This is a genomic window from Halomonas sp. H10-59 (genome assembly GCF_040070555.1).
Lineage (GTDB): Bacteria > Pseudomonadota > Gammaproteobacteria > Pseudomonadales > Halomonadaceae > Halomonas > Halomonas litopenaei.
Window position 1 is genome coordinate 2,904,661 of sequence record NZ_CP098828.1, and the last position, 26,934, is coordinate 2,931,594.

At 63.8% G+C, this 26,934-nt stretch carries 23 protein-coding genes; 11 read left to right on the forward strand and 12 right to left on the reverse strand.

Going from position 1 to position 26,934, the window contains the following annotated elements; translation table 11 throughout:
* Positions 1–27: 27 nt before the first annotated feature.
* The 3 genes from mreD to NFG57_RS12690 all read right to left on the reverse strand — a co-directional run bounded on the left by mreD (position 28) and on the right by NFG57_RS12690 (position 2,527).
* Positions 28–516: a rod shape-determining protein MreD gene (mreD, locus tag NFG57_RS12680; protein WP_045993054.1), complete on the reverse strand. Its 489-nt coding sequence runs from the start codon at positions 514–516 to the stop codon at positions 28–30.
* Positions 516–1,412, reverse strand: coding sequence for a rod shape-determining protein MreC (gene mreC / locus NFG57_RS12685; protein ID WP_045993053.1), 897 nt, complete (start codon positions 1,410–1,412; stop codon positions 516–518). Before mreC ends, mreD begins: the two co-directional genes overlap by 1 nt.
* A 77-nt stretch (positions 1,413–1,489) precedes the next feature.
* Positions 1,490–2,527, reverse strand: a complete 1,038-nt coding sequence (locus NFG57_RS12690) for a rod shape-determining protein (protein ID WP_045993052.1) — start codon at positions 2,525–2,527, stop codon at positions 1,490–1,492.
* A 177-nt stretch (positions 2,528–2,704) separates the two neighbouring features.
* On the opposite strand from NFG57_RS12690, the gene gatC reads away from it, so the two are divergent.
* From gatC to NFG57_RS12710, 4 genes are all read left to right on the forward strand, one after another.
* On the forward strand, positions 2,705–2,992 hold the full coding sequence (gene gatC, locus NFG57_RS12695) for an Asp-tRNA(Asn)/Glu-tRNA(Gln) amidotransferase subunit GatC (RefSeq protein WP_045993051.1): 288 nt from the start codon (positions 2,705–2,707) through the stop codon (positions 2,990–2,992).
* A gap of 54 nt (positions 2,993–3,046) precedes the next feature.
* Positions 3,047–4,507: an Asp-tRNA(Asn)/Glu-tRNA(Gln) amidotransferase subunit GatA gene (gene gatA, locus NFG57_RS12700; protein WP_348814457.1), complete on the forward strand. Its 1,461-nt coding sequence runs from the start codon at positions 3,047–3,049 to the stop codon at positions 4,505–4,507.
* Positions 4,507–5,961, forward strand: a complete 1,455-nt coding sequence (gene gatB, locus NFG57_RS12705; RefSeq protein ID WP_045993049.1) for an Asp-tRNA(Asn)/Glu-tRNA(Gln) amidotransferase subunit GatB — start codon at positions 4,507–4,509, stop codon at positions 5,959–5,961. Before gatA ends, gatB begins: the two co-directional genes overlap by 1 nt.
* Before the next feature lie 73 nt (positions 5,962–6,034).
* Entirely contained in the window at positions 6,035–6,586 is a 552-nt protein-coding gene (locus NFG57_RS12710; RefSeq protein WP_045993048.1) for a cupin domain-containing protein, read from the forward strand.
* Between the two features lie 268 nt (positions 6,587–6,854).
* Here NFG57_RS12710 and NFG57_RS12715 read toward each other — a convergent pair whose 3' ends face one another.
* A complete protein-coding gene (locus NFG57_RS12715) occupies positions 6,855–8,351 on the reverse strand; it encodes an aldehyde dehydrogenase (protein ID WP_348814458.1) in 1,497 nt (498 codons plus the stop codon).
* Positions 8,348–9,751: an aspartate aminotransferase family protein gene (locus tag NFG57_RS12720; RefSeq protein WP_222516612.1), complete on the reverse strand. Its 1,404-nt coding sequence runs from the start codon at positions 9,749–9,751 to the stop codon at positions 8,348–8,350. Before NFG57_RS12720 ends, NFG57_RS12715 begins: the two co-directional genes overlap by 4 nt.
* A gap of 307 nt (positions 9,752–10,058) precedes the next feature.
* Between NFG57_RS12720 and NFG57_RS12725 the strand changes: the two genes are divergently transcribed.
* On the forward strand, positions 10,059–11,972 hold the full coding sequence (locus tag NFG57_RS12725; RefSeq protein ID WP_348814459.1) for a Na+/H+ antiporter NhaC family protein: 1,914 nt from the start codon (positions 10,059–10,061) through the stop codon (positions 11,970–11,972).
* A 261-nt stretch (positions 11,973–12,233) separates the two neighbouring features.
* On the opposite strand, the gene NFG57_RS12730 is transcribed toward NFG57_RS12725, so the two are convergent.
* Positions 12,234–12,575: a hypothetical protein gene (locus tag NFG57_RS12730; protein WP_348814460.1), complete on the reverse strand. Its 342-nt coding sequence runs from the start codon at positions 12,573–12,575 to the stop codon at positions 12,234–12,236.
* A gap of 374 nt (positions 12,576–12,949) precedes the next feature.
* Positions 12,950–13,690: a gamma-glutamyl-gamma-aminobutyrate hydrolase family protein gene (locus tag NFG57_RS12735; RefSeq protein ID WP_253552121.1), complete on the reverse strand. Its 741-nt coding sequence runs from the start codon at positions 13,688–13,690 to the stop codon at positions 12,950–12,952.
* Between the two features lie 249 nt (positions 13,691–13,939).
* Here NFG57_RS12735 and NFG57_RS12740 point away from each other — a divergent pair, with 249 nt between their 5' ends.
* Positions 13,940–15,316 (forward strand): glutamine synthetase family protein, encoded by a 1,377-nt coding sequence (locus NFG57_RS12740; RefSeq protein WP_222516614.1) that lies wholly within the window; start codon positions 13,940–13,942, stop codon positions 15,314–15,316.
* Between the two features lie 364 nt (positions 15,317–15,680).
* On the forward strand, positions 15,681–17,174 hold the full coding sequence (locus tag NFG57_RS12745; protein WP_213227262.1) for a Na+/H+ antiporter NhaC family protein: 1,494 nt from the start codon (positions 15,681–15,683) through the stop codon (positions 17,172–17,174).
* Positions 17,175–17,223: 49 nt separating this feature from the next.
* On the opposite strand, the gene NFG57_RS12750 is transcribed toward NFG57_RS12745, so the two are convergent.
* From NFG57_RS12750 to NFG57_RS12765, 4 genes are read right to left on the reverse strand one after another with little or no spacing between them, the layout of a single operon-like run.
* Positions 17,224–17,946, reverse strand: coding sequence for a GntR family transcriptional regulator (locus NFG57_RS12750; protein ID WP_108448972.1), 723 nt, complete (start codon positions 17,944–17,946; stop codon positions 17,224–17,226).
* Between the two features lie 12 nt (positions 17,947–17,958).
* Positions 17,959–19,005: a Gfo/Idh/MocA family oxidoreductase gene (locus NFG57_RS12755; RefSeq protein WP_348816183.1), complete on the reverse strand. Its 1,047-nt coding sequence runs from the start codon at positions 19,003–19,005 to the stop codon at positions 17,959–17,961.
* A gap of 59 nt (positions 19,006–19,064) precedes the next feature.
* The gene (locus NFG57_RS12760) at positions 19,065–20,171 is read right to left on the reverse strand and encodes an isocitrate/isopropylmalate dehydrogenase family protein (protein ID WP_108132900.1); all 1,107 of its coding nucleotides are present in this window, start codon (positions 20,169–20,171) and stop codon (positions 19,065–19,067) included.
* 40 nt (positions 20,172–20,211) lie between these two features.
* Positions 20,212–21,228, reverse strand: a complete 1,017-nt coding sequence (locus NFG57_RS12765; RefSeq protein ID WP_045994497.1) for an SMP-30/gluconolactonase/LRE family protein — start codon at positions 21,226–21,228, stop codon at positions 20,212–20,214.
* A gap of 216 nt (positions 21,229–21,444) precedes the next feature.
* Here NFG57_RS12765 and NFG57_RS12770 point away from each other — a divergent pair, with 216 nt between their 5' ends.
* The 4 genes from NFG57_RS12770 (at position 21,445) to NFG57_RS12785 (ending at position 25,335) form a co-directional block, all read left to right on the forward strand.
* Positions 21,445–22,446, forward strand: a complete 1,002-nt coding sequence (locus tag NFG57_RS12770) for a tripartite tricarboxylate transporter substrate binding protein (protein ID WP_108448968.1) — start codon at positions 21,445–21,447, stop codon at positions 22,444–22,446.
* Between the two features lie 110 nt (positions 22,447–22,556).
* On the forward strand, positions 22,557–23,360 hold the full coding sequence (locus tag NFG57_RS12775) for a tripartite tricarboxylate transporter TctB family protein (RefSeq protein ID WP_213227268.1): 804 nt from the start codon (positions 22,557–22,559) through the stop codon (positions 23,358–23,360).
* Positions 23,361–23,372: 12 nt separating this feature from the next.
* Positions 23,373–24,935 carry a tripartite tricarboxylate transporter permease gene (locus tag NFG57_RS12780; protein ID WP_213227270.1) on the forward strand — a complete coding sequence of 521 codons (1,563 nt, stop codon included), beginning with the start codon at positions 23,373–23,375 and terminating at the stop codon, positions 24,933–24,935.
* Between the two features lie 112 nt (positions 24,936–25,047).
* Positions 25,048–25,335 carry a putative quinol monooxygenase gene (locus tag NFG57_RS12785; protein ID WP_213227272.1) on the forward strand — a complete coding sequence of 96 codons (288 nt, stop codon included), beginning with the start codon at positions 25,048–25,050 and terminating at the stop codon, positions 25,333–25,335.
* An 18-nt stretch (positions 25,336–25,353) separates the two neighbouring features.
* Here NFG57_RS12785 and nhaB read toward each other — a convergent pair whose 3' ends face one another.
* Positions 25,354–26,895: a sodium/proton antiporter NhaB gene (gene nhaB / locus NFG57_RS12790; RefSeq protein ID WP_348814461.1), complete on the reverse strand. Its 1,542-nt coding sequence runs from the start codon at positions 26,893–26,895 to the stop codon at positions 25,354–25,356.
* Between the last annotated feature and the right edge of the window lie 39 nt (positions 26,896–26,934).

Below are 26,934 nucleotides of genomic sequence, written 5' to 3' on the forward strand. Positions count from 1 at the left end.
TTCGTGGGGGCTCAGGTCATGAGGGATTCAGGTCTTGGCGGAACGCCGGCCGATGGCCTTGAACAGGGTCGCCAGCCAGGGCCACAGCGCCGCCCCGATCAACGATGGCATCAGAAACGACAGGTGCATGGAAAACGGGCCGAACAGAGTACGCAGCCACTGTTCCACCAACTGCACCAGTCCCAGCAAGACGAAGATCAGCACCGCCTGCTGGAGCAGCGAGTAGGTCCTGAAGCGGGGATATACCAGCGCCGAGAGGAAGGCCAGCAACGACAGCGTCAGCGCGCTCTGCCCGAGCGGCGCCCCTTCGATGAGGTCCAGCAGCAGGCCCAGCACGAAACCATGAAAGACGCCCACCCGGTCGGGCTGTGCCATGCACCAGTACAACAGCATCAGGCCCAGCCAGTCGGGCCGCCAGACCTGCCAGCCGTCGGCCATGGGCATGACCTGCAGACACAGCGCCAGAGACAGGGTCAACCATACCCACACCAGGCTGACGCGAGGGGTAGCGGCCATCAGTCGTCCTCCTCGTCTTGCTCGGGGGGCGTCAACAGCTCACCCAGGCGGCGGGCTGCCTCGACGGCCTCGGGGTCAAGTTCCGGGTGCCAGCGTCCTCGCGAGACGTCGAGCGCAGGCTCCGGCGGAAACAGCAGAAGGAAGTGACGCGAGCGCTGCAACTGGGCGACGGGAGCGGCGCTGACCGTGGCGAAGGGCTCGCCAGGATCGTGACTGACGTCGCTGACCCTGGCCACCGGATAACCCGCAGGAAAGCGTCCGGCCAGGCCGGAGCTCATCAGCAGGTCACCGACGCGAATGTCGGCGGTATCCGGCACGTGCAGCACCTTCAGCGCGTCGTAGCTGCCGGTACCCTGGATGATGAAGCGAAGCCCGTTGCGATTGACCTGGATCGGCAAGGCGTGACTGGCATCGGTCAGCATCAGCACGCGGCTCGAGTAGGCGGAAAGCTCGCTGACCTGACCGGCGATACCGGAGGAGTCCATCACCGGCTGGCCGACATAGACGCCATCGCGGCGGCCACGATCGATCACCATCTGGTGGGTGAAGGGGTCGGGATCCAGCGACAGCAGTTCGGCGGTGAGGTAAGGCACCTCGTGATCCCGGGCGGCGTCGAGCAGCTCGCGCAGGCGCACGTTCTCGGCGGTCAGGCTGGCCATGCGCTGTACCCGATGGGACAGGGTCAGCAGCTGCTCGCGCAGTCGCGCGTTCTCTTCCACCAGCGAGCGTTGCTCGGACAGCGCCAGGGCGCCCCAGTTGAGCACGTCACTGGGCAGACTGACGGCCCACTGGATCGGCGCCACCAGCGTCGACAACTGGGCACGCACCGATTCCATTCGGGTGAAGTGGGTATCGACAAACATCAGCCCGCCCGCGAGCACCGCACACAACAGCATGCGGTACCCGGGCACGGAGCCATGCGAGAACAGCGGTTTGATAGGCCGACTCCCTGGAGGTCCTGGGCCAGACGTCGTCAGTCGCTGGAGAGCAGCTCGAAGGTGTGCTGATCGATCATCTCCAGCGCCTTGCCGCCACCACGTGCCACGCAAGTGAGCGGGTCATCGGCGACCACCACCGGCAGGCCGGTCTCCTCGGCGATCAGCTTGTCCAGATCACGCAGCAGCGCGCCACCACCGGTCAGCACCAGGCCGCGCTCGGCGATGTCTGATGCAAGCTCGGGCGGTGACTGTTCCAGGGCGCTCTTGACCGCCGACACGATGGAGCCAAGCGGCTCCTGCAGGGCGTCGAGGATCTCGTGGGAATTGAGGGTGAAGCTGCGCGGAATGCCTTCGGCCAGGTTGCGACCGCGCACGTCGATTTCGCGCAGCTCGCCGCCCGGATAGGCACAGCCGATCTCTTCCTTGATGCGCTCGGCGGTGGCTTCGCCGATCAGGCTGCCATAGTGGCGCCGTACATAGGAACTGATGGCCTCGTCGAAACGATCGCCGCCGATGCGGATGGACTCGGAATAGACCACGCCATTGAGCGAGATGATGGCGATCTCGGAGGTACCACCACCGATGTCGACAACCATCGAACCCTGCGCCTCTTCCACCGGCAGCCCGGCCCCGATGGCCGCGGCCATGGGTTCCTCGATCAGGAAGACTTCACGGGCACCGGCGCCCTCGGCGGACTCCTTGATGGCGCGACGCTCGACCTGCGTGGACATGCAGGGAACGCACACCAGGACTCGGGGGCTCGGCGTCAGGAAGGTGCTCTGATGCACCTTGCGGATAAAGTACTGGAGCATCTGCTCGGTCACGGTGAAGTCGGCGATGACGCCGTCCTTCATCGGACGAATGGCGGTGATGTTTCCGGGGGTGCGGCCCAGCATGCGCTTGGCATCGGCGCCGACCGCAGCAACGCTGCGCATGTTGCCGGACTGCCGAATCGCGACCACGGAGGGTTCATCCAGGACGATCCCGCGATGACGCACATAGATGAGCGTATTGGCCGTCCCCAGGTCGATCGACAGATCGCTGGAAAACACACCTCGTAAACGTTTGAACATGGATAAAGATACCTAGTGCAGACCGGAAACCCTGTGCGGACGCAAACGGTATCACTGACCCCCCCTAGCGGCAAGCGTGATGCGCGTCTCCCTTGACCGGCAAGACCTGCCCGACGACGCGCGAATGTGGTACCTTCTGCGGTCATTTCATGGACCCCTTCCGTCGAGGAATTGATCATGGCGCTTGAACACGCCGAGGTCCTCCGTGCCGCTCACCTGGCCCGGATCGACCTTTCTGAGAATGACGCAGCCCACTATCACGACGATCTCGGCCGAATCCTGGAGATGGTCGATCAGCTCCAGGCGCTCGACACCGAAGGCGTCGCCCCGCTGGCTCACCCCCTCGATGCCACCCAGCGCCTGCGCGCCGACGAGGTCACCGAGAACGACCAGCGCGAGCACTTCCAGCGCTGCGCTCCCCAGGTCGAGAATGGCCTGTACCTGGTGCCGCGGGTCGTCGAGTGACCCCGCGCCCCACCCTTCTCGACATTGGATTCACGCATACAGGGAGCCAGGCCCATGCATGACAGGACACTGACCGAGATCAGCCAGGCGCTCGACGCCGGCGAGATCTCCAGTCGCGAGCTGACCCAGGATCTGCTCGGACGCATCGACCGCCTCGACGGCACACTCAACAGCTTCGTCAGCGTCACCGCCGACCAGGCGCTCGAGACCGCAGAGGCCGCCGACCAGGCCCGCGCCCGCGGCGAAGCCGGCCGCCTGACCGGCGTGCCGCTGGCACTCAAGGACATCTTCTGTACCCAGGGGGTCAAGACCAGCTGCGGCTCGAAGATGCTCGACAACTTCGTCGCCCCCTACGACGCCACCGTGGTGGAAAAGCTCAAGGCCGCCGGCACGGTCAGCCTGGGCAAGACCAACATGGACGAATTCGCCATGGGCTCCTCCAACGAGTCGAGCTTCTATGGCCCGGTCAAGAACCCCTGGGATCTCGACGCCGTCCCCGGCGGCTCCTCCGGCGGCAGCGCCGCCGCTGTCGCCGCCGGCCTGGTGCCGGCGGCGCTGGGCACCGATACCGGCGGCTCGATCCGCCAGCCGGCAGCCTTCTGCGGCATCACCGGGCTCAAGCCGACCTATGGCCGGGTCTCGCGCTACGGCATGATCGCCTACGCCTCGAGCCTCGATCAGGGCGGCCCCATGGCCCGCAGCGCCGAAGACTGCGCCCACCTGCTCAACGTCATCGCCGGCCACGACGTGCGCGACTCCACCAGCGTGGCCCGCGGCGTTCCCGACTACACCGAGGAGCTCAGCGCGCCGCTGTCCGGCCTCAAGATCGGCCTGCCCAAGGAATACTTCGGCGACGGCCTCGATGCCGGCGTCAACCAGGCCATCGGCGAAGCGATCAAGGTCTATGAGTCGCTCGGTGCCAGCGTGCGCGAGGTCAGCCTGCCCCACACCGCCTACGCCATCCCGGCCTACTACGTGATCGCACCGGCGGAGGCCTCCTCCAACCTGTCGCGCTACGACGGGGTGCGCTTCGGCCATCGCTGCGACAACCCCGAGGACCTCATCGATCTGTACAAGCGCTCCCGCGCGGAGGGCTTCGGCGAGGAGGTCAAGCGACGCATCCTGATCGGCACCCACACCCTGTCCGAAGGCTTCTTCGACGCCTACTACAAGAAGGCCCAGCAGGTTCGCCGTCTGATTCGACAGGACTTCCTCGACGCCTTCGAAGAGGTCGATGTGCTGATGGGCCCCGCCGCGCCGACCCCGGCCTTCGACCTGGGCGCCCAGAAGGACCCGGTCTCGATGTACCTGCAGGACATCTACACCATCGCCGTCAACCTGGCGGGCATCCCCGGCATCAGCGTTCCGGCGGGCTTCGCCGGCAAGCGCCCGGTGGGCCTGCAGATCCTCGGCACCCACTTCGCCGAGACCCGTCTGCTCAACGTGGCTCACCAGTTCCAGCAAGCCACCGACTGGCATTTGAAGCGTCCCGAGATGACCAAGGAGAACTCCTGATGCAGTGGGAAACCGTCATTGGTCTCGAGGTGCACGTCCAGCTCGCGACCCGCTCCAAGATCTTTTCCGGCTCCTCCACCGCCTTCGGTGCCGAGCCCAACACCCAGGCCAACGCCGTTGACCTGGGCCTGCCCGGCGTGCTGCCCGTGCTCAACGAGCAGGCGGTGGCGATGGCGTTGAAATTCGGCCTCGGCATCCACGCCGAGATCCCCGAGGTATCGGTGTTCGATCGCAAGAACTACTTCTACGCCGACCTGCCCAAGGGCTACCAGACCAGCCAGATGTACCATCCCATCGTCGGCGCCGGCGAAGTGGAAATCTGCCTGGAGGACGGCGAGAACAAGATCATCCGGGTGCACCACGCCCACCTCGAGGAAGACGCCGGCAAGTCGCTGCACGAAGACTTCCACGGCATGACCGGCATCGACCTGAACCGTGCCGGCACGCCGCTGCTGGAGATCGTCTCGGAGCCGGACATGCGCTCGGCCAAGGAGGCGGCGGCCTACCTCAAGGCGATCCACTCCATCGTCACCTACCTTGGCATCTCCGACGGCAACATGGCCGAAGGCTCGATGCGCTGTGACGTCAACGTCTCGGTCAGACCCAAGGGTCAGCAGGAATTCGGCACCCGTGCCGAGATCAAGAACGTCAACTCCTTCCGCTTCGTCGAGCGCGCCATCGCCTACGAGGTCGAGCGCCAGATCGAGCTGATCGAGGACGGCGGCAAGGTGGTGCAGGAAACCCGCCTTTACGACCCCGAGGCCGACGAGACCCGCAGCATGCGGACCAAGGAAGAAGCCAACGACTACCGCTACTTCCCCTGCCCCGACCTGCTGCCGGTGGTGCTCGACTGCGCCTACGTCGAGCACCTGCGCGAGAGTCTTCCCGAGCTGCCCGCCGAGAAGCGCGCGCGCTTCCAGAGCGAGCTGGGACTGTCCGCCTACGATGCCGGGGTGCTGTCGGCCAGCCGCGAGATGGCCGAGTACTTCGAGCAGGTCAAGGATATCTGTGGCGACGCCAAGCAGGCCGCCAACTGGGTCCAGGGCGAGCTGTCCGGTGCGCTCAACCGTGACGGCCTGGACATCTCCGACAGCCCGGTCAGCGCCGAGCAGCTCGGCGGCCTGGTCAAGCGAGTGATCGACTCGACCATCAACGGCAAGGCCGCCAAGCAGGTGTTCCAGGCGCTGTGGAACGGTGAAGGCGACAGCGCCGACGCCATCATCGAGGCCAAGGGCCTGAAGCAGGTCACCGACACCGGCGCCATCGAGGCCATGGTCGACCAGGTGATCAGCGACAGCCCCGCCCAGGTGGCCCAGTACCGTGACGCCGAGCCCGACAAGCGCGGCAAGATGATCGGCTACTTTGTCGGCCAGGTGATGAAGGCCTCACGCGGCACCGCCAACCCCCAGCAGGTCAACGCCCTGCTCAAGGAAAAGCTCGACGCCCTGTGCTGATGGGCGCTACGGCGACCACCGGCGATGGCAGCGCCATCGCCGGCTTCCACTGGCTTTACCCAAGGAACCCGCGATGTCGGACGATGTCGGTACCCGCCTGAGGGCCCTGCGAAACCTGCGCAACATCTCCCAGCGCGAGCTGGCCAAGCGCTGCGGGGTAACCCATTCCAGCCTGTCGCTGATCGAACAGGGCAAGGTCAGCCCCTCGGTCAGCTCACTGAAAAAGATCCTCGACGCCATCCCGATGAGCGTCGGCGACTTCTTCACCATGGATCTGGAGAGCAAGAACCAGGTGTTCTACAGCGCCGACGAACTGACCGACATGGGCAGCGGCGACGTGGTGTTCAAGCTGGTGGGCGCCAACCGCGAGTCACGTGCACTGTCGTTTCTGATCGAGACCTACCCCCCTGGCACCGACACCGGCCGCGAGATGATCACCCACCAGGGCGAGGAAGCCGGGGTGGTGCTCGAGGGCGAGATCGAGATCACCATCGGTGCCGAGACCCGGGTACTTGGCGCCGGCGAGGCGTACTACTTCGACACCAACGTGCCCCACCGCTTTCGCAACCCCAGCGAGACCCTCTGTCGGCTAGTCAGCTGCACCACCCCGGCGCGAGCCTTCTAGCGAGCGGCGAATACCGTGGCGTCGGCCTAGCGGCGGCTACCCAGTGCCTGCCGACTGGTCAGCTGCACCACCCCAGCGCGAGCCTTCTAGCGGCGCTCGGACACGCCGGCGTCGACTCAAAGACACTGCCCGCCCTGCAAACCACAAAAAAGGCCACGCAAGGCGTGGCCAAACAGGGAGTCGCCTCCCATCAGTGCGCGTTGATGGCCTGGTGTCGGGGCGATTGCAGGTCCAGGCGGCCGGACAGGCTGCAGACCTGGGCTCAGGTCTAGCTCAAAGCGATCCAGACGCTCTTGAGTTCGGTGTATTCGGCCAGCGAGTGGTGCGACTTGTCGCGGCCATTGCCGGACTGCTTGACCCCGCCGAAGGGCACGCTCTGATCCCCGCCTGCCCAGTTGTTGACGAACACCTGGCCCGACTGCAGACGACGACTGACCCGCATGATTCGGTCGACGTCCTGACTCCACACCCCGGCGGCCAGCCCATAGACCGAGTCGTTGGCCAGGGCGATGGCCTGCTCTTCGCTGTCGAAGCCGAACACCGACAGCACCGGGCCAAAGATCTCTTCACGCCCGATCGTCATGTCCTCGGTGACACCGTCGAACACCGTCGGCTGGATGAACAGCCCCGGCCCGTCGAGCGCCTCGCCGCCGGCACGCAGCCGTCCGCCTTCTTCCTGCCCCTGGCGAATGAAGTCGAGGATGCGGCGGTGCTGGGTCGCATCGACAATCGCCCCCATGAAGCTCGACGGGTCCAGAGGATCCCCCGGCTGCATCGACTCGGCCGCCGCCAGCAGGTGCTCGATAAAGGCCTCGCGCACACTGTTCTCGACCAGCAGCCGCGAACCGGCGATACACACCTCCCCCTGGTTATGGAAGATCGCCTCGGCGGCGTGGTGCGCCACCTGGGCGAGATTCCTGCAGTCGGCGAACACCAGATTGGGGCTCTTGCCACCGCACTCCAGATAGACCCGCTTGAGGTTCGACTGCCCGGCGTACTGCATCAGCTGCTTGCCGACCGCGGTGGAGCCGGTGAAGGCCAGGCAGTCGACGTCCATCGACAGCGCCAGCGCCTTGCCCACGGTGTGACCATAGCCCGGCAACACCTGCAGCACGCCGCGTGGCAGGCCAGCCTCCTGGGCCAGGGCAGCCAGCCGCAGCGCCGACAGTGGCGACTTCTCCGACGGTTTGAGGATGACGCTGTTGCCGGCGGCCAGGGCCGGTGCGATCTTCCAGGCGGTCATCATCATCGGGAAGTTCCAGGGCACGATGGACGCCACCACCCCGATCGGCTCGCGCAGCACCAGCGCGAGCGCCTCTTCGCCGGTGGGCGCGACCTCGCCGTAGAGCTTGTCGATGGATTCGGCCTGGTGACGCATCGCACCGATGGCGCCGGCCATGTCACCCAGCGCACTGGAGATCGGCTTGCCCATGTCCAGAGTGTCGAGCAGCGCCAGTTCGTCGCGGTGGGCCTCCATCAGCTCGGCCAGCCGCAGCAGCACCCGCTTGCGCCGGGTCGGCGCCAGGCGCGACCATTCACCACCATCGAAGGCGCGCCGGGCGCGGGCAACCGCCAGCTCGGCATCGGCCTGATCACAGCTTGCGACCCGCGCCAGCACTTCCCCCGTGGCGGGGTTGATGGTCTCGAAGGTCTCGCCGCTGGCGGCATCGACGAAGCGGTCATCGATATAGGCGCGGGTTTCCAGCCGCGCCGTCAGGGTGTCGGCCAGGGCCTTCCAGCCAGCCTTGTCGAGGGGACGACTCATGCATCAGCCTCCTCGGCGGCGGTGATCTCGACGCCCTGGGCGGTCAGCCGGCGCAGCGTCTCGTCCAGCGCCTCCCGGGCCAGACGCACCAGTTCGTCGATTTCATCGTGGCTAATCACCAGGGGCGGTGAAATGACCATGGTGTCTCCCACCGAGCGCATCACCAGGCCTGTCTCGAAGCAGATATCGCGACACAGGTTGCCCACCGCCAGCGACTTGTCGAAGCGCTTGCCGCTGTCCTTGTCAGCGACGATCTCCAGGGCGCCGATCAGACCCAGCGAGCGCGCCTCGCCGATCAGCGGGTGGGACTCCAGGGACTTCCAGCGCGTCGCCAGGTAAGGCCCCAGATCATCACGCACCCGCTCGACCACGCCTTCGGCCTGCATCAACTCAAGGTTCTTGAGCGCTACCGCGGCGCACACCGGATGCCCCGAGTAGGTGAAGCCGTGGTAGAACTCGCCACCCTCGTCGATCAGCGTGTCGGCGACACGATCACCGACCAGCACCCCACCGATCGGCAGGTAGCCGGAGGACAGCCCCTTGGCGATCGGCATCAGGTCAGGCTTGAGGTCGTAGTGGACGCTGCCGAACCACTCGCCCAGACGCCCGAAACCACAGATCACCTCGTCGACCACCAGCAGGATCTGGTGGCGCTCGAGCACCTCCTTGATCGCCGGCCAGTAGCTGTCCGGGGGAATGATGGCGCCGCCGGCACCCTGTACCGGCTCGGCGATAAAGGCCGCGACCTTGTCGGACCCCAGCTCCTGGATACGCGCCTCGAGCGCCTCGGCGCAGGCACGACCGAAGGCCTCCGGGGTCTGATCACGCCCTTCGCCAAACCAGTAAGGCTGACGGATGTGGGTGATACCCGGCACACAGGGCCCCCCCTGTTCATGCATCGGCGCCATGCCGCCCAGGCTCATGCCGGCCACGGTGGAGCCGTGATAGCCGTTTTCGCGACCGATGATCCACTGCTTGTCTGGCTGGCCCTTGAGCGCCCAGTAGCGACGCACCATCCGCAGCACGGTGTCGTTGGCCTCGGAGCCGGAACCGGTGAAGAACACCCGGTTCATGTGCGCCGGTGCCAGTCGACACAGGGTCTCGGCAAGCTCCACCGCCGGTGGATGAGTGGTCTTGAAGAAATTGTTGTAGTACGGCAGCTGGGTGAGCTGCTCGCTGGCGGCGTCCACCAGCTCCTGACGCCCATAGCCGAGGTTGACGCACCAGAGCCCCGCCATGCCATCGAGGATGCGATGCCCATCCGCGTCCTGGATGTAGACCCCCTCGGCGTCAACGATGATACGACTGCCTTCCTCCCCGAGCGCCTTGAAGTCGGTGAAGGGGTGCAGATGGTGTTCGCGATCGAGCTCTTTGAGCCGTGCGGCGCCTGGCGAGGTCATGGCCAAGTCTCCCGATATTAGTGAGTTGCTTTGTTATGGTTTACTCAACATAACTACCCTTCTCGTGAAAGCCAAGCCCAGCGCAGCATTTCCTTAGAAAAAAAACATAAGTCACTGATTATCGGTCTACGACCATCGTACAATGTCGATATTTTTTATTTTTAGCCACAAAAAAAATTGACAACCAACGGCCAAACGACCAACTTTCTTTTACGCCAAACGGCGCTCTCCACACCTTCCAACAACAACCGGGGCCACCATGAAACCACCATGTCCTTCGCCGACGGGCCGGCGAAAAACCCGATGCGTGCCTTTGCTCTTGCTGTCGCTCTTGCTGCTAGCGGCGAGCCTTTCCACCGTCCAGGCAGCACCCCAGCTGAGCGGCCCGGACATCCTGCTCGAAGGGGTCGCCACCGACGTCCAGGCCAGCGGACTTGATCCCGACCGCCCCTGGCACATCGACGACGGCACTCGCCGCCATCCGCTCGAGGTCGACGCAGACGGGGTCGCTACGCTCAGCCTGACCGTCACCGACGGCCCACGCACCCTGTCACTACTCGACGCCTCCAACACCCCCACCGCCACCCTCGAACTCGACCCTGTTCCCGCCTGGCTCTCGCTGCTGCCTGCCCTGACCGCCATCACCCTGGCGCTGGCCTTCCGCCAGGTCATCCTGGCGCTGTTTGCCGGGCTGTTGCTCGGCGGCTGGGTGCTTCACGGCATGAACGCCGGCGCCCTGCTCGGCGCCTTCGGTGACTCGGTCAACGTCCACGTGCTGTCCGCCGCCAGCGACAGCGACCATATGTCGATCGTGCTGTTTTGCCTGCTGATCGGCGGCATGGTCGGCATCATCTCGCGCAACGGCGGCACCCGCGGCATCGCCGAGCGCATCGCGCGAGTGATCCGTGGACGACGCCAGGCGCAGAATTCCACCGCGCTTTTGGGTCTGGCCATCTTCTTCGACGACTACGCCAATGCCCTGATCGTCGGCAACACCATGCGCCATATCACCGACCGCGTGAGGATCTCGCGAGCCAAGCTGGCCTACCTGGTGGACAGTACCGCCGCACCGGTGTCCGCGATCATGCTGGTGACCACCTGGATCGGCTTTCAGGTCGGGCTGATCAGCGAGGCGATGGATGCCATAGAAGACTGGAACGAGTCCGCCTACTCGGTGTTCGTTAACGCCATTCCCTACAACGCCTATCCGATCCTGGCGCTCGCCTTCGTCTTCCTGGTGGCCTGGAGCGGTCGTGACTTCGGCCCCATGCTCACCGCCGAGCGCAAGGCACTGTCCGAGCCCGGCGCCCGCCAGGCAATGAGCAGCCGGGAAGCCATCGTCGAGGAAGCCGACATCCCCACCAAGGAAGGCATTCCGACCCGGGCGCTGAACGCGGTGATACCGATGATCGTGCTGGTGGCGATCACCCTGGGCGGGATCTACGCCACCGGTCTCGCTGCCCTCGGCGGCGGTGACCATCAGCTGCGCGACATCTTCGGCGAGGGCGACTCCTTCAGCGCCATGATGTGGGGTTCGCTGGCGGCCTGCGTGACGGCGGTGATCATGACCCAGGCGCAGCGACTGATGAGCATGACCGAAACCGCCCACTACTGGTTCGAAGGCGTCAAGTCGATGCTGCTGCCGATCACCATCCTGATGATGGCCTGGGCACTGGCGAGCGTGAACGAGGACCTGCACACCAGTGACTTTCTGGTCACGGTGCTGGGCGATAGCCTGTCACCGCAGTGGATGCCGGCGGTGATCTTCGGCCTGGCCGGCTTCACCGCCTTCGCCACCGGTTCGTCATGGGGTGTCATGGGCATCATGATGCCGCTGGTGGTACCGCTGGCCTGGGCCGTACTCGAGCACAATGGCATGGCCGGCACCGCCGAAGGCATGCCGCTGCTGTACGCCTCGGTGGCGGGAGTGCTGGCCGGCGCGGTGTGGGGCGATCATTGCTCGCCGCTGGCCGAGACCACCCTGCTTGCGGCCATGGCCAGCGGCTGTGATCTGATCGACCACGTCAGGACGCAGCTTCCCTACGCCATGCTGGTCGGCATCGTGGCGCTGCTGTTCGGCGCACTCGGCACCGGTTTCGGCCTGCCCTGGTGGCTGGGCCTGGCGGGAGGCGTCGCCACCCTGACCGCGGTGCTGTTCACCCTGGGCCAGCGCGCGACCGCGGCAACGAAGGTAGCGACGGCCAGCGACGCCAGCGCCTGAGCGCCTCCGGGCGCTGGCGAGCCAGCGCCCGCTCCGTCCAGCGTGCCGACTTCCGCTACCACTACCATCACAACGACAGCGCCGCCCTCCTGGGGCGGCGCTTTCGTTGGGACGACTTGAGGTGTTGTGGCGACTTCAGGTGTTGTGACGACGTTGCGAAAGGGTGCCAGCACGACGTGGTGACCCTGTGACTACGGCACCGCTGTCATCTGCTGAGTGATGGGTCGCCAGGAGGCCTGGGGCGATGACCCCGTCGCAGGCTTACTCCTGCTCTTTCATCATCTCCTGACGTTTTTCGGTGGCGGCCGCACTGCCTTCGAGCAGTTCGGCGTTGTAGCCATCCATCTTGCCCTCGGCATTGCCCGGGTCCGAGGAGCCCTCGAGCATTTCCTGACGCTTCTCGGTAGCCGCGGCGGACCCTTCCAGCAAGGTCTCGTTGGTCTGATCCATCATGCCTTCACCGGGCTGAGAACTGGCCGCCTGCTCTTCCATTTCCTGGCGATGCTCATCCTGGGCACTAGACTCCGCCAGGGCCGTCGCCGCGCCCAGAGACAGCAGCGAACCCGCAAGCACCAGCATCAAAGACGAACGCTTGATCACCATGGTCTTCTCCTTCGATTCCTTGAGAGGGGAGATCCAACTGCGAGCATCAGGGGCGATCCTCACCGTTTGAGCATAGAAGGATCTCTATGCCTGTCGAGGCAGCGGACAGCTTTTCCCCACCGACAGTGGTAAGTCGGCACAGTATTCATCGAAGCAGGCAGAACACAGCGTCAAACACACCGCCTGGCTGACGTCATTGCCCAACTCGGCACGACGCCGACGCCCAGGACATTAGGCGCTGTCCGAAAAGTCGACGAGCGAAGGTTAGACAAGGCAAAAATCGGTGAGAAAGCGCAGTTTACGGGGTGTAAATGAGCATTTTGATCCGATTTTTAACGCCGTATTACCGAGTGCAGGCACTTTTCAGACAAGCCCTAGTGCGTCGCACAGGCAGCAGCAAAGCCCTTGAAGATGGCGTCATACAGCGGATGGGACTGGGGCTCCCACTCCGGATGCCACTGTACCGCCAGGGTGAACCCCGGCGCGTCAGCCACCGAGATGGCCTCCACCAGCCCGTCCGGCGCCAGCGCCTCGACGCGCAGCCCCTCACCAAGTCGATCGACACCCTGCTGGTGCAGCGAGTTGACCCGCGCACTGGCCTCGGGGTAAAGCGCGGCCAGACGGCCGCCGGGCTGAATCTCGAGGTCGTGTACCGGCGCATACTGCTCGGCCTTTTCACCCTCCGGCTCGCGGTGATCCAGCCGCCCCGGCACCCGCTGCACTGCCTGGTGCAGGCTGCCGCCGAAGGCCACGTTGAGCTCCTGAAATCCCCGGCAGATGCCCAGGAGCGGCAATTGCTGCTCCAGCGCCAGCGGCACCCAGCTCATGGCGGCGGCGTCGCGATCCACGTCGTCCCGGGTATTCTCCGGTTCGCGTTCGGCACCGTAGCGCTCGGGCAGTACGTTGGTGTAGCTGCCGGTCAGCACCAGGCCATCGAGGCGCGCCAGCAGCGCCCGGGCATCTTCCTGGCCCTGCCCTTGCCACACCGGCAGCATGATCGGTTCAAGACCGTAGTCACGCAGGGCGCGCAGATACTTGTCGGTCACCATGTGGGCCGGGTGACCCTCGACCTCTCGACGGCAGGCGATGACGCCAACCAGCGGACGAATGTTCATCGAACTCCTCGCAGCTCTATCCGTTGTTATGGTTTCCTCAACATACCTTGGTCGGATTTTCTTGCCAAGCCCGGCGCCGAAAATCTTGACGGCAAGACCGACAACCATCTGTTTTTAAAGACTTCTACAAAACAAAAGACCACTCGACACCTCGACAAGCACCTCACCTCTACGCGTAAATAATTTGACACCATGGCCCGGTCAGCGAAACACTAGCCACATCACAACGAACCAACAAAAGGTGACAGCATGGGCACCCCCAGCGTCGACGAAGCTCGCGACTTTCTGGCCCGACATCCCGAGGTCGACAGCGTAGACCTGCTGATCAGCGACATGAACGGCGTGCTGCGCGGCAAGCGCATCCCCCGTGACAACCTCGAAAAGGCCTACGCAAGCGGCATCCAGCTCCCCGGCTCGGTGTTCGCCCTCGACATCACCGGCAATACCGTCGAGGAAACCGGGCTGGGGCTCGACATCGGCGATCGCGATCAGGTCTGCCGCCCCATTCCCGGCACCCTGATGGTCACGCCCTGGCAGCGCAAGGGACGCCAGGCGCAACTGCTGATGAACATGCGCGATGACCAGGACGGCCCCTTCTTCGCCGATCCCCGCAACGTGCTGGCGCGCCAGGTCGAGCGACTGGCCGAGCGCGGCCTCAAGGCGGTGGTCGCGCTGGAGCTCGAATTCTATCTGGTCGATCGCCAACGCGACGAGATGGGTATGGCCCAGCCCTGCCGTTCCCCGGCCAGCGGCGAGCGGGCGAGCGATAGCCAGCTATATTCGATCAACGAACTCGACGAGTACGCCGACTTTCTCGAGGAGGTGCACGCCGCCGCCCAGCTACAGCAACTGCCGCTGGACACCGCGCTCAAGGAGTGCGCCCCGGGGCAGTTCGAGATCAACCTGATCCACGGCGATGACGTGATGAAGGCCTGCGACAGCGCAGTGCTGCTCAAGCGCCTGATCAAGGGCGTGGCACTGCGCCACGGCTTCGAGGCCACCTTCATGGCCAAGCTCTACGGCGGCGAGGCCGGCAACGGCATGCACGTCCACATGAGCCTGATCGACGAAAGCGGCGACAATGTCTTCGCCGACAGCGATGGCGACCCGCTGGGGACCCCTGCCTTGCGTCATGCCATCGGTGGCCTGATGGAGCTGATGCCTGCTTCGATGGCGCTGTTCGCGCCCAACCTGAACTCCTTCCGACGTTTCCAGCCCGGCCTCTATGTGCCGATGACGCCGACCTGGGGCTACGATAACCGCTCGGTGGCACTGCGGATCCCCTCTGGAGCCAACGCCGCCCGCCGGGTAGAACATCGAGTAGCCGGAGCCGATGCCAACCCCTATCTGCTGCTGGCCACCCTGCTGGCCTCGGTCTGTCACGGTCTGGATACCGCTGTCTCGCCGGGGGAGCCCGTCACTGGTAACGCCTACCGCCAGTACGAGCCCACCCTGACCAACAGCTGGTCAAAGGCCCTCGACCTGCTGGAGCACAGCGAACCGCTCGGGGAAGCCTTCGGCCAGGCGTTTCTCAAGGTGTTTCTGGCCAACCGTCGCGCCGAGCGCGAACTGGCCATGCAAAGCGTCAGTCGCCTGGAGTACGACTGGTACCTGCGCCACGTCTGAGCGCGGGAAATCACGACGCTATCGCCCCGGACTCCCGTACCGGGCGGGGACGCCCTGTGCGCTCGCCCGGCACGAACGCTAGACCGCAAGACCGCAAGACCACTGGGCCCCGTCCGAAAAGTCGACGAGCGAAGGTTAGACAAGGCAAAAATCGGTGAGACAGCGCAGTTTACTAGCAGTAAATGAGCATGTTGACCGGGCTGGCGCACCAGCCGGTTTTTAACGCCGTATTACCGAGCGCAGGCACTTTTCAGACACGCCCTGAGCCACACCCGATATAACTCACAGCAATCACGGGTAGCCCCCTCATGACAACCACAACGCCCCTTGTCATCGATCCAGGCCTCGCACTGGAGGTGACGCCATGACCCAGACCAACGCACCGTCCACCCATCCCTTCGCCCCCGGCAAGCCCAGCCAGAAGGGCAAGGGTCGTACCTTTGCCATGGTCGCAGGACTCATTGCCCTGGTGGCCGGTCTGACCTTCCACCACGAAGCCGGCACCCCCTTCGGCTGGATCAGCCTGGTGCCTTCGCTGATCGTGCTGGTGGTGGCGATTGCCACCCACAGGACCCTGGAGGCCCTGGCCATCGGCGCGCTGTCCGGGCTTATCCTGATCGAGCCGAGCGACTATATCGGTGCCCTGGCCGACGTCTCGCTGTCGGTCATGATGAACGAGACCATCGCCTGGCTGATCCTGGTATGCGGCCTGATGGGTGGCTTTATCGCCATGCTCGAGAAGTCCGGCTGCACCCTGAGCTTCAGCCACTTCATGAGCCGCCTGGTCAAGACCCGCCGTCAGTCACTGCTGTGCACTGCGGTACTGGGACTCTTGATCTTCATCGACGACTACCTCAATGCGCTGGCGACCTCGGCGGCGATGAAGCGGTTGACCGACCGTTTCGGCGTATCGCGGGAAAAGCTTGCCTATATCGTCGACTCCACCGCCGCCCCGATCTGCGTCCTGGTGCCGATCTCGACCTGGGCGGTGTACTTTGCCGAACTGCTGGAAACCAACGGCGCCACCGATGGCCCAGGCATGTGGCTGTACATCCAGTCGATTCCCTACATGCTGTATGGCTGGGTCGCCATGGGCCTGGTCTTTCTGGTGGCCATGAGCATCGTGCCGGATCTTGGCCCGATGAAGACCGCCGAGGCCCGCGCCCGCGCCGGCCAGACGATTCCCGACGGCGCCCCGGATGAGCCGCTTGGCGACGACACCCCGCGTGGCAACCCCTGGCTTGGCCTGTTCAACTTCGTCGCCCCGATGGCGGTACTGATCGGCGCCAGCGCCTACTTCGAGATCGACCTGCTCAAGGGCGTCATCGCCGCCACCCTGTTCACCATCGTGCTGTTCCTGGTGCAGCGCCTGTCCACCTTCTCGAGCCTGATGGACTCGATCATGGACGGCTTTCGCACCATGATGCTGCCGCTGGCCATCGTCGCCGTTGGCTTCGTGCTCAAGGAGGTCAACGACCAGCTTGGCATGACCCAGTTCATGATCGACTCCCTGGCGCCCTACATCACCCCGGCGCTGCTGCCGGCCATCGTCTTTATCTCCATGGCGGTGGTGGTGTTCGCCACCGGATCGTCCTGGGGCGTGTTCGTGATCTCGATCCCCATCGTGATCCCGATGGCCGCCCATATGGAGGTGTCGATGCCACTGGTGGTCGGCGCCCTGCTGTCGGCCTCGAGCTTCGGCAGCCACGCCTGCTTCTTCTCGGACTCCTCGGTACTGTCATCTCAGGGCAGCGGCGTCCTGCCGATGCAGCACGCCCTGACCCAGCTGCCCTACACCCTGATCGGGGCAACCGTCACCAGCCTCGGCTTCGTGGCGCTGGGCTACGCGCTGGTGTAACGAAACCGGGAGCGCAATGCGCTCCCGGTTTTCGTATCGCGACACACGCCTAGATCGAAGAAAGACCGTACTTGTCGAGTAGCTCCACCAGCATCCTGCCGCTATTTACCCGGTGCTCCCGGTGATGGTCCCTGGCGGCGATGACGTCACCATTCTGAATGGCCTGGACAACGGCCCGATGGTCGTTGTTCGATGACGTCGGCCGTGGCCGTAGTCCCAGGGTCAACATGCGCACACGGTGGGACTGATCCCAATAGGTGTTGACGATGGTGGCGATGCGGCGATTGCCGCACAACTCCACCAGCAGCAGATGGAATCGCTCGTCCGCCGCTGCCCAGCGGGTCAGGTCGTCATCGGCCAGGGCGTCGTCCATCTCATCCACCGCATCCATCAACTGGCCGAGCTCCTGGTCGGACAATCCGCGTCGTGCCAGCAACTCGACCGCCTGGGTCTCGAGCGCCGTCAACACATCGTATATCTCGACCATATCCTCGGCCGATACCGGCAACACTCGCATACCGTGGCGCGGCCTGATTTCCACCAGCCCTTCATTGGCCAGCCGAATCATTGCCTCTCGCACGGGCGTCCGGCTCATGTCGAGCAGTTCCGCCAACTCCTTCTCGAGGCGGAAGGATCCCGAGGAAAACTCGTTGTCGAGTATCCGACGCTTTATCTCGTAGTACGCCTTTTCCGGCAGCGACAGCTTGTCCCCCGGAGGCCCCTCGCCCCTGCTCGCCGGCACGGATCGAGAAGACGTGTCTCTTGAGTTCATCGCTGCAAATCCTCAGCTTCCACAGACGTCACTGGACACACGAAGCCGCCTGCCTTCTCTGGCAGAGGTGTAGACAGCCTCTTCGATGTTCATGTTGGCGAGATAGTCAGACGCGGTATTTGCCAACCTCGACCGCCCCATCAGGCCATCCACCACATGGCGGCTGAACCGATACACGCAGTCCCCGCCAAAACCGTGATCCACCCACTCATAGTCGATATCCTGCCACAGATTTTCCCCGTGCCTTCTGTAACCCAGGGTGCCATCGCCTCTCAGCACCAGCACACCCTCGCTTCCTTCGATGGTCATTTCGCCCATGGTCAGCCGCCGGTTTTCGGCGCAATGATCGGACAGGCGGTTGCCATCCAGAACGGCGCGAACGCCACCGGCACACTCCATGATGACATGCCCCGCATCCTCACCGGCGATAGCCGGGTTGAGGCGCCTCAGTTCGGCATAGACAGCGGACACCTCGCCGAAGAGATAGCGAAAGGTGTCGATCCAATGTATCCCGGTCTCGTGGATCAGAAACCGCTCCATCTTCTGAAAGTACGGCTGCCTCTCCAGATAGGCCTCCGGCCCCTGTCCATCTCCAGGGCGCAGCCGGAACGTCGCCTGATAGATCTGCCCCAGCTTGCCCGCGGCAATCTGCCGCTGGATCTCCTCGTACCAGGGCTGAAACCGGACGTTTTCATGAACGATCAGTTCAATCCCGCTTTGCTCGGCCAGGGCGGCGGCTTGGCGCGCCTCCTCCAGGCTTTTGCAGAACGGCTTCTGGCAGATCACGTTCACCCCGCGCTCCGCCGCCAGGCGGATCAAGGCCAGGTGTGAAGAGGGCGGCGTGATGATATCCAGCACGTCGGCGCGCGCTTCCTCCAGCATCGCCAGGACATCCGAGTAGACCTCCCAGCCCCCATGACGCTTGGCCACCTCCCGAGCGCGAGAGATGTCCTGATCACACACGCCCACCACCTGAACCTCGGGGATGCGTGACCAGGCGTCATATTGAAACTGGCTGAAGTATCCGGCGCCAACCGCTGCGACCCTTAGCTTTTCCATCAACAACCTACCTCCTGCGACCTGCCATTGTGAGCGGCGCACCACCCAACCATCAAAAGCTACTGGATCGGAAGCTCGACCAGCTGGGCCATGACCGCCTCGAACACCGCGGTCGTACCGGCATCCCCGCCCAGCTCGCAGGTCACCAGGGTGCCAGTGGCAAAGGCAGCGTCCACGGCCCCTCGCAGCAACTTGCCTGCCTTCAGCGCCGGCTCACAGTCGTGCTTCTCTCCCAGCCACTCCAGCATCATCACACCGGACAGCACCATGGCCGTTGGATTGGCGAGGCCCTTGCCAGCGATATCCGGCGCACTGCCATGGCATGGCTGAAAGACCGCGTGATCATCGCCGATGTCCGCAGAAGGCGCGTAACCCATGCCACCGATCAGACCGGCGCCCAGGTCGGACAGTATGTCGCCGAACATGTTCTCGGTGACCATCACGTCGAGATCCCAGGGCCTGGTGACCATGTTGAGCGCCGCCGCGTCCACGTACATGTGGTCGCAGTCGAGCTGCGGATGCGCCTCGGCCCGCTCGTCGAAGATCTTGCGGAAGAAGGCAAAGGACTTGAACACATTGGCCTTGTCGACACAGGTCACCCTGCCCTTCCCCCCCTGGGCCTGGCGGCTTTGTCCCAGCGCCAGGGTGAAGTCGAACAGTCGCTGACTCACATCCCGGGTGATGACCAGGGTATCGCGCGCTTCCTCGTCGCCCTTGATCTCGCCCCTGCCGTGAGATGCAAACAGGCCCTCGGTGGATTCCCGCACGATCACGAAGTCGAGTTCGTGGGCGCTGGGGTTATTGAGCATCGGCTGAAGCCCGGCGATAGTGCGCACCGGCCTGACCCCGGCGTACAGGCCGAAACGGAAGCGGAAGTCGATCTGTGGCGAGATCTCGGTGCCATCCGGATAGCGAACGTCCGGCAGCCCCATGGCACCCAGCAGGATCGCATCGGCTTCATCGGCACGCTTCAACGAGGCCTCGGGAAGCGACTCCCCTGTATCCCTGAAGTGGGCGGCACCGGCAGGCAGCTCCTCGAAGCTCGCCGATACGCCCCCGACCCGCGCCATGGCTGCCTCCAGCAGCGTGACGCACGGCTTCATGATTTCCTGGCCAATGCCGTCACCGGGAAAGACAGCGATGGAAAAGTGGGTCTTGTTGGTCATTTGACAGCCTCTCGCTATTGTTGGTTGTTACTTGAAGAAGTCAGGCATCGGCGCCGGCGAGTGCCGAACGCAATCGGGTCAAGGGAGCACGCCAATGGATCGGCGCCACGCCGCGCACTGGCGCCTGAAACGAGGCAAGGCGGTCCCCCAGCAGGCAGCCAAGGTAAGCCCGATCGAGGTCGCTGCCGCCAAATGCCAGGCTCGATACGTGACCGAGTCGACGACTGACGACGCCATCCAGGTGAGGGCGACCCATCCGACCGGCGTCAAACGCCTCCTCCACTTGCTTGAGATAGGCCTCGTCGCTGTCTTCCAGCACGACACTCTGCTCCCCGGTCGGCGAGACCCGGATGACCCGGTTGCTGACGATACTGGTGATCCAGGCCCCGCCTTCGACATCGAAGGTCACACCATCGGGGAAGGTGCCAGGGCCGAACTCACAGACGGTCTGGCGCTCGCCGAGTCGTCCCTTTTCCTCCACGGAAAAACGGCTCAGCCGGCGGGCAAAGGTTTCATTGACGTAGAGCCACCGGCCATCGGGGTGCAGGGCGCACTCGTTGGTGTAACCCAGGCCATCGGCGACGATTCTGGCGTCACTGCCATCGGCGTTGGCCAGAGCAATAAAACCGTCGGCCACCGCCGCGCTGTATCCCTTGGCGCGGGGCTGCTGACGGGTACTGACGGTGATCCAGAGGCGACCGGCGCCGTCTCGATGAACGAAGTTGGTGGGAGGCAGGGCGACACCGTCGATCTCGGTCACCAATGGCTCCAGGGCGCCATCGACGTGCAGCCGAAAGACGCCCCCCTGGTCTTCGCCCAGATGGGTCGCGATCACACCGCCGTCGTCTTCCAGAGCAATACCGTTGGGACGAAGCTGGAAGCCCTGCTGGTTCGACAGGATGCGAAGGGCCGGCGCGCGATCCGCATGGCGGAAGATCGCCACGCCACCGCTGTCGGTCCAGTCTGCGGTCATCAGCAGGCCACTCGAATGTGTCAGCACGCATTCGGGCCGACTCAAGTCGCCACCGCTATAGTCCAGCGCTTCGAGTTCGATCATGTTGTTCCTGGGTCTCGTTGTTCTGTTCTTGCGTTGGTCAGTCTTCTTGTTGTTCCGGGATTTCGATGTTCCGAGGGACCGTTTCCGTGGCCCTTTCACCAGCGTTTGACGACCAACTCGTTAACGTATACATTAACACATGCACAAAGCCGGTCAAGACCAGACCGCGTCAGCCACCCGGGCGACCGGCACAACAACAAGCGACGAGGAAGCCAAATGAAACGTCATGTCACGCCAGCAATCGCCCTGCTCATGGGTCTCTCCTTTCACGCAGCCGCCGCGGACTACCCCGAACGCGACATCACCAATGTGGTCGTGTGGTCGGCCGGCGGCGGCACCGATGTCGCAAACCGGGTCGTCAGCGCAGAAATGAATGCCTTCCTTCCCAGGCGCATCAACGTGGTCAACAAACCGGGCGGTGTCGCCGGCTCCATCGGCATGAGCCATGTCAGCAACCAGCCTGCCGACGGCTATACGTTGGCAGGTCTGTCCGAATCCAATGTCGCCGCGGCGGTCCAGGGCGGCTGGGAAAATACCTTCGACAGCTGGTACCCCTTCATCATCGGGGGATCGCCGGACCTGATCTCCGTGGGCAGCAATTCGTCCTATACCAGCCTGGAAGAACTGGTGGAGGCGGCCTCCAGCGGCGACGTCACAATCAAGGCAGCCGCGGGGGGCTCGGGCTCCGTTCATCACCTCAATCTGCTCGCCTTCGAGAAAGGCACGGGGGCAGATCTCAACTTCATTCCCTACCCGGGTTCCGCGCCGGGCCAGAACGCCGCCATCACGGGTGAAGTCAGCGTGGTCATCACCTCTCTTGCCGAGCAGCAGCAACTGATTGCGGCCAATCGGCTTCGGCCCCTGGCGGTGTTGACCGATAGCCCGGTCGACATCGAGGGAACCGGTGAAATCCCCTCTGCCTTCGACAGCTATCCGCAGTTGAAGGAATATCTGCCTATTCGACAGACCATTGGTTTTGCCGTCCGCGACGATGCCCCGGAGGAGGTCAAGGAGACCCTTGAACAGGCGTTCGAGCAGGCACTGGAAACCGACGCGGTAAAACAGTGGGCAGAGGACAACTACTTCCAGTTGTCCGGCAAGACGGGAGAAGAAGCCTCGGAGGAATTCTCTCGACTCGAGTCCCTCTTCTCATGGACGCTGTATGACCTGGAGTCTGCTTCCATCAATCCGGAGGAATTGAATATTCCAAGGCCCTGATCGCGACTTCTTCGTTCCCGATAACCGAAGGCCCGGAGGCAATCGTTGCCTCCGGGCATTTTCCGGGCCACGTCAATACCTCGTAGAACATCAGGTTCACTGGACACATCATGGTTGACAGCAAACAGCTCCCTGACCCCGAGAATCAGGCAGGCGCCGCTTTCTCGGGGAACGACGAACTCATCCAGCGGCGACGCCGCGATTTCTTCACGAGCCTGGCACTGCTGCTGCTGGCATTCGCCATGCTCGCAAAATCCCTCACCTTCCCCATGACCGACAGCTACGGCGGTGTCACCAACGCCTGGTACGTTTCCCCCGCGCTGTTCCCCCTGTCGATCGCCGTCACCCTGGGGTTGGTGTCGCTGCTGTTGCTGCGACGCGCCATCCTCGATGGCGGCGCCAGACGCAGACAGAGCGCCTCGAAGGGCCGATCGAAGGCGTCGTTTCCAGCTTCTGCATCCTGTCGTGTGGCCGTGATCATGGCCTTTATCGGTCTGTACGTTTACTCGTTCGTCCCCAGCGTCGATTTTGCACTGGCCAGCGCCCTCTTCCTCTTTCTCTTCATCACACCTTTCTATATCGAAAAGGTGGCTCTCATTCCCCTGACACTGGTCGGCGCCGTCATCGCTTGCGTGCTCATCACACTACTGAGCCATCGGCCAACATCTCAGCAGTACGCCCTGGATCTGGTAGCTATCGCCACGCTTCTGACAGTCGCCACCATCGCCTGGTGGTTGCTGCGCCATTCGCCTAGCGAATGCAGGAAACTGCGCACCGTCGTGCTGGTCAGCATTGCCGTTCCCCTGGTGCTGGTACCGATCTTCCGTTTCTTCCTGCTGGTACCACTCCCGGTGGAAGGTCTGGTGATAGACACCATGCAAGCCCTCGTCAGCCACCTGACGGCCCAAGGTTAAGGAGACACTCGCATGGACTTTATCGCGCAGCTTTCGGTATTCGCGCACGCCATCTGGCAGATCCTTACCAACCCCGCCATGGTGGCGCTACTGCTGGGATCGAGCTTCCTGGGTATCATCTTCGGGGCGCTTCCCGGCCTGACCGCGACGCTCGGGGTCGCCCTGCTGACCACGCTGACCTATTCGATGGACCTTCAGACGGCACTGATCTCGCTGATCGCCATGTACGTGGGGGCGGTCTACGGTGGGTCCTACCCGGCCATTCTCATCAATATCCCCGGCACCGCGGCGGGCGCCGCCACCGCCATGGACGGCTACCCCATGGCCCAACGGGGGGAAGGCGGCAAGGCGCTCGGCATGACCACCACCGCGTCCTTTATCGGCACCCTGATCGGCATGGTCGCGCTGATCGCCCTGGCACCGCTGATCTCCGAGGCTGCACTGCAGTTCACGTCCTATGAATTCTTTCTTCTGGCGCTCTTCGGCATCATCATCAGCGGCACCCTGACGAGCAAGGACCTGGTCTACAAGGGATGGATCGCCGGACTGCTGGGCCTTGCGCTATCGACGATCGGTCGCGACCAGCTTCAGTTCTTCCCCAGGTTCACCTTCGGCCTGCCGGAGCTGGACGGTGGCATCGAGGTCGTTCCGGTGTTGATCGGCGCCTTTGCGATCCCGCAGATCATTCGCACCCTGCGCGACAGGGTAGCCCTCGGCAGTCCCCAGCCCGTCAAGCGCGTGCTGCCCGAATTCCGTGCGGTCTTCCGCAATCTGCGCCACGTCATCCGCTCGGCGTTCATTGGCGTGGGTATCGGTGCCGTCCCCGGCGTCGGCGAGGATATCGCCGGCTGGGTGTCCTACGGCACCGCCCAGAACTCCTCTGCCCACCCTGAACGCTTCGGCAAGGGCGAACCTGCCGGCCTGGTCTCGTCGGAAACGGCCAACAATGCCTGTATTGGTGGTGCGCTCATTCCTCTGACGACCCTCGGCATTCCAGGTAGCCCGCCGGCGGTGATGCTGCTTGGCGCGTTGATGCTGCACGGCCTGAACCCGGGTCCGATGATCGCCATCACCCAGCCCAACTTCCTGGTCGAGCTCACCGCCATTATCGCCCTCGCCTCCCTGGCCATGTGGATCAACGGCATGTTTCTGGCCAAGCACGTCATCAAGGTGCTGCGGGTACCCTCGTCAATCTTTCTGCCGATTGTCGCGGTGCTGTCGGTCATCGGGTCCTACGCGCTGGGCCTCAGCCTGCTGAATCTCTACCTGATGGTGCCGATCGGCATCGCCGCCTACGTCCTGGGAGAGATGGACTATCCGATTTCGCCTCTGGTCATCGGCGTCATTCTGGGCCCGATGGCGGATGAAAACCTGCGCCGCGCCCTGATGGTGTCCGAGGGCAGCCTGATGGGATTCTTCGAGCGACCGGTGTCGCTACTGCTGATCGCCGTGATCGTGCTGACCATCGCGTCTCAGATCCCGGCCTGGAAGCGCTATCGCAGCCGCCTTTGGAAAAAATTCAGAGGGCGTGCGCTAGCTGGCAAGCCAGCGCATGGCGCCGACGACCCTCAGTAGCGTCACATCGACAAGGAGACGGGTGTCGGCACCGAGCTGCCGACACCAACACTCATCCACCCCGCTCTCATCAGTCACCGCTCTCATCCAACCCAGACAGGAGACATTCACCGTGCACGCCGTCATCGTCAGTTTTACCCCGCAGCAAGGGTGTGCCGATCGCCTCGAGGCACTACTGCTACGCCAAGCCTCGGATAGCCTGGAAAAGGAACGTCACTGCCAGCGCTTCGATGTGGTTCGACTACGGAACGAGAACACCTTCGTCCTCTACGAGCTCTATCGCGACGAAGACGCCTTCAGATGGCATCTGGAGACCGACCACTTTCATGCCTTCGATCAGAAGAGCGCACCGCTGGTGGCGGAGAAGAAGGTCCTTCAAGGAGACCTGCGCCAGGCTTGACGCACGAGCACACCAACGCTACAGCCACCCCATGGCCTGCATCGCCTGATTCGCAGGCACCAGTACATAGCGTACGCACACAAACCCCACCAGGCTGAGCGCGAGGGTATAGGGTGCGGCCATCCACACCAAGCGGCCGTAGGAAAGGCGAATCAGCGGTGCCACCGCCGAGGTCAGCAGAAACAGGAAGGCAGCCTGGCCATTGGGCATCGCCACCGACGGCAGGTTGGTGCCGCAGGCCACCGCCACGGCCAGCAGGTCGAACTGCTCGGCGCCGATGCGCGCAGCGCTTAAGGCCGAGTGGATTTCGCTGATGTAGACGGTGCCGACGAAGACGTTGTCCGAGACCATCGACAGCAGACCATTGGTCACGTACACCAGGCCCAGCTGCTCACTGCCGTGGCGTGACAGCACCAGCTCGATCACCGGTGCAAACAGATCCTGCTCGATGATCACCGCCACCACCGCGAAGAACACCACCAGCAGGGCGGTGAAGGGCAAGGCTTCCTCGAAGGCCTTGCCAAGGGCGTGCTCCTCGGTGACGCCGAGAAAGGCGCTGGCCAGCACGATGACGGCAAGCCCGATCAGCCCCACCGACGCCTCATGGCGAGCCAGCGCCACCACCAACCAGACCAGCACCGCCGCCTGCACCCATAGCCTGGCCACCTCGATCAGCGACTGGCCTGCCCGCTCCTGGCGATCGTGCTCGACCAGGATGGCGCGTACCTTGGCCGGCAGACGCTGGCCGTAACCGAAGCAGCGCAGGCTTTCCACCAGCAGGCAGGTGGCAAGGCCTGCGACCAGCACCGGCAGAGTGACAGGCGCCATGCGCAGCACAAATTCGCCAAAGCCCCAGCCAGCCTGCTCGGCGATGATCAGGTTCTGGGGCTCACCGACCATGGTCGTGACACCGCCAAGCGCGGTCCCCATGGCGGCGTGGAGCAGCAGCGAGCGCAGAAAGCGACGATAGTCGATCAGGTCCTGGTGGCTGACCTCGGGAAGCCCGCTATCATCGCTGTGGTCATGATCGTCGTGCTGCCCCTTCATCGACGCCACCCGATGATAGATGGCGTAGAAACCCACCGTCACGCTGATCACCACCGCGATCACCGTCAAGGCGTCCAGAAAGGCGGAGAGCGCTGCCGTCGTCGCGCAGAAGCACAGCGACAGCAGACGCTTGGACGTGACGCCGATCAGCAGGCGTGTGAACGCCTTGAGCAACAGCTGCTTCATGAAGGTGATGCCCGCCACCATGAACACCAGCAACAGCAGGACATCCAGGTTGAGCGCCACCTCGTGCATCACACTGTCGGGGCCGGTCATGCCGATGGCCACCGCTTCCAGTGCCAGCAGCCCACCAGGCTGCAACGGATAGCACTTCAGCGCCATGGTCAGGGTGAAGATGAATTCGACCAGCAACAGCCATCCCGCAACGAATCCCCCAGACCAGGCATAGACCAGGGGATTGATCAGCAGGCAGATCAGGATGGCGGTCTTGTACCAGTCCGGCGAGGGACCGATAAAGTTGCGAAAGAAGGCCTGGGGCAGCGTCGTCACCATCGACCGGCTCCTTGTCGATACGGCGGCGTTTCAGTATGC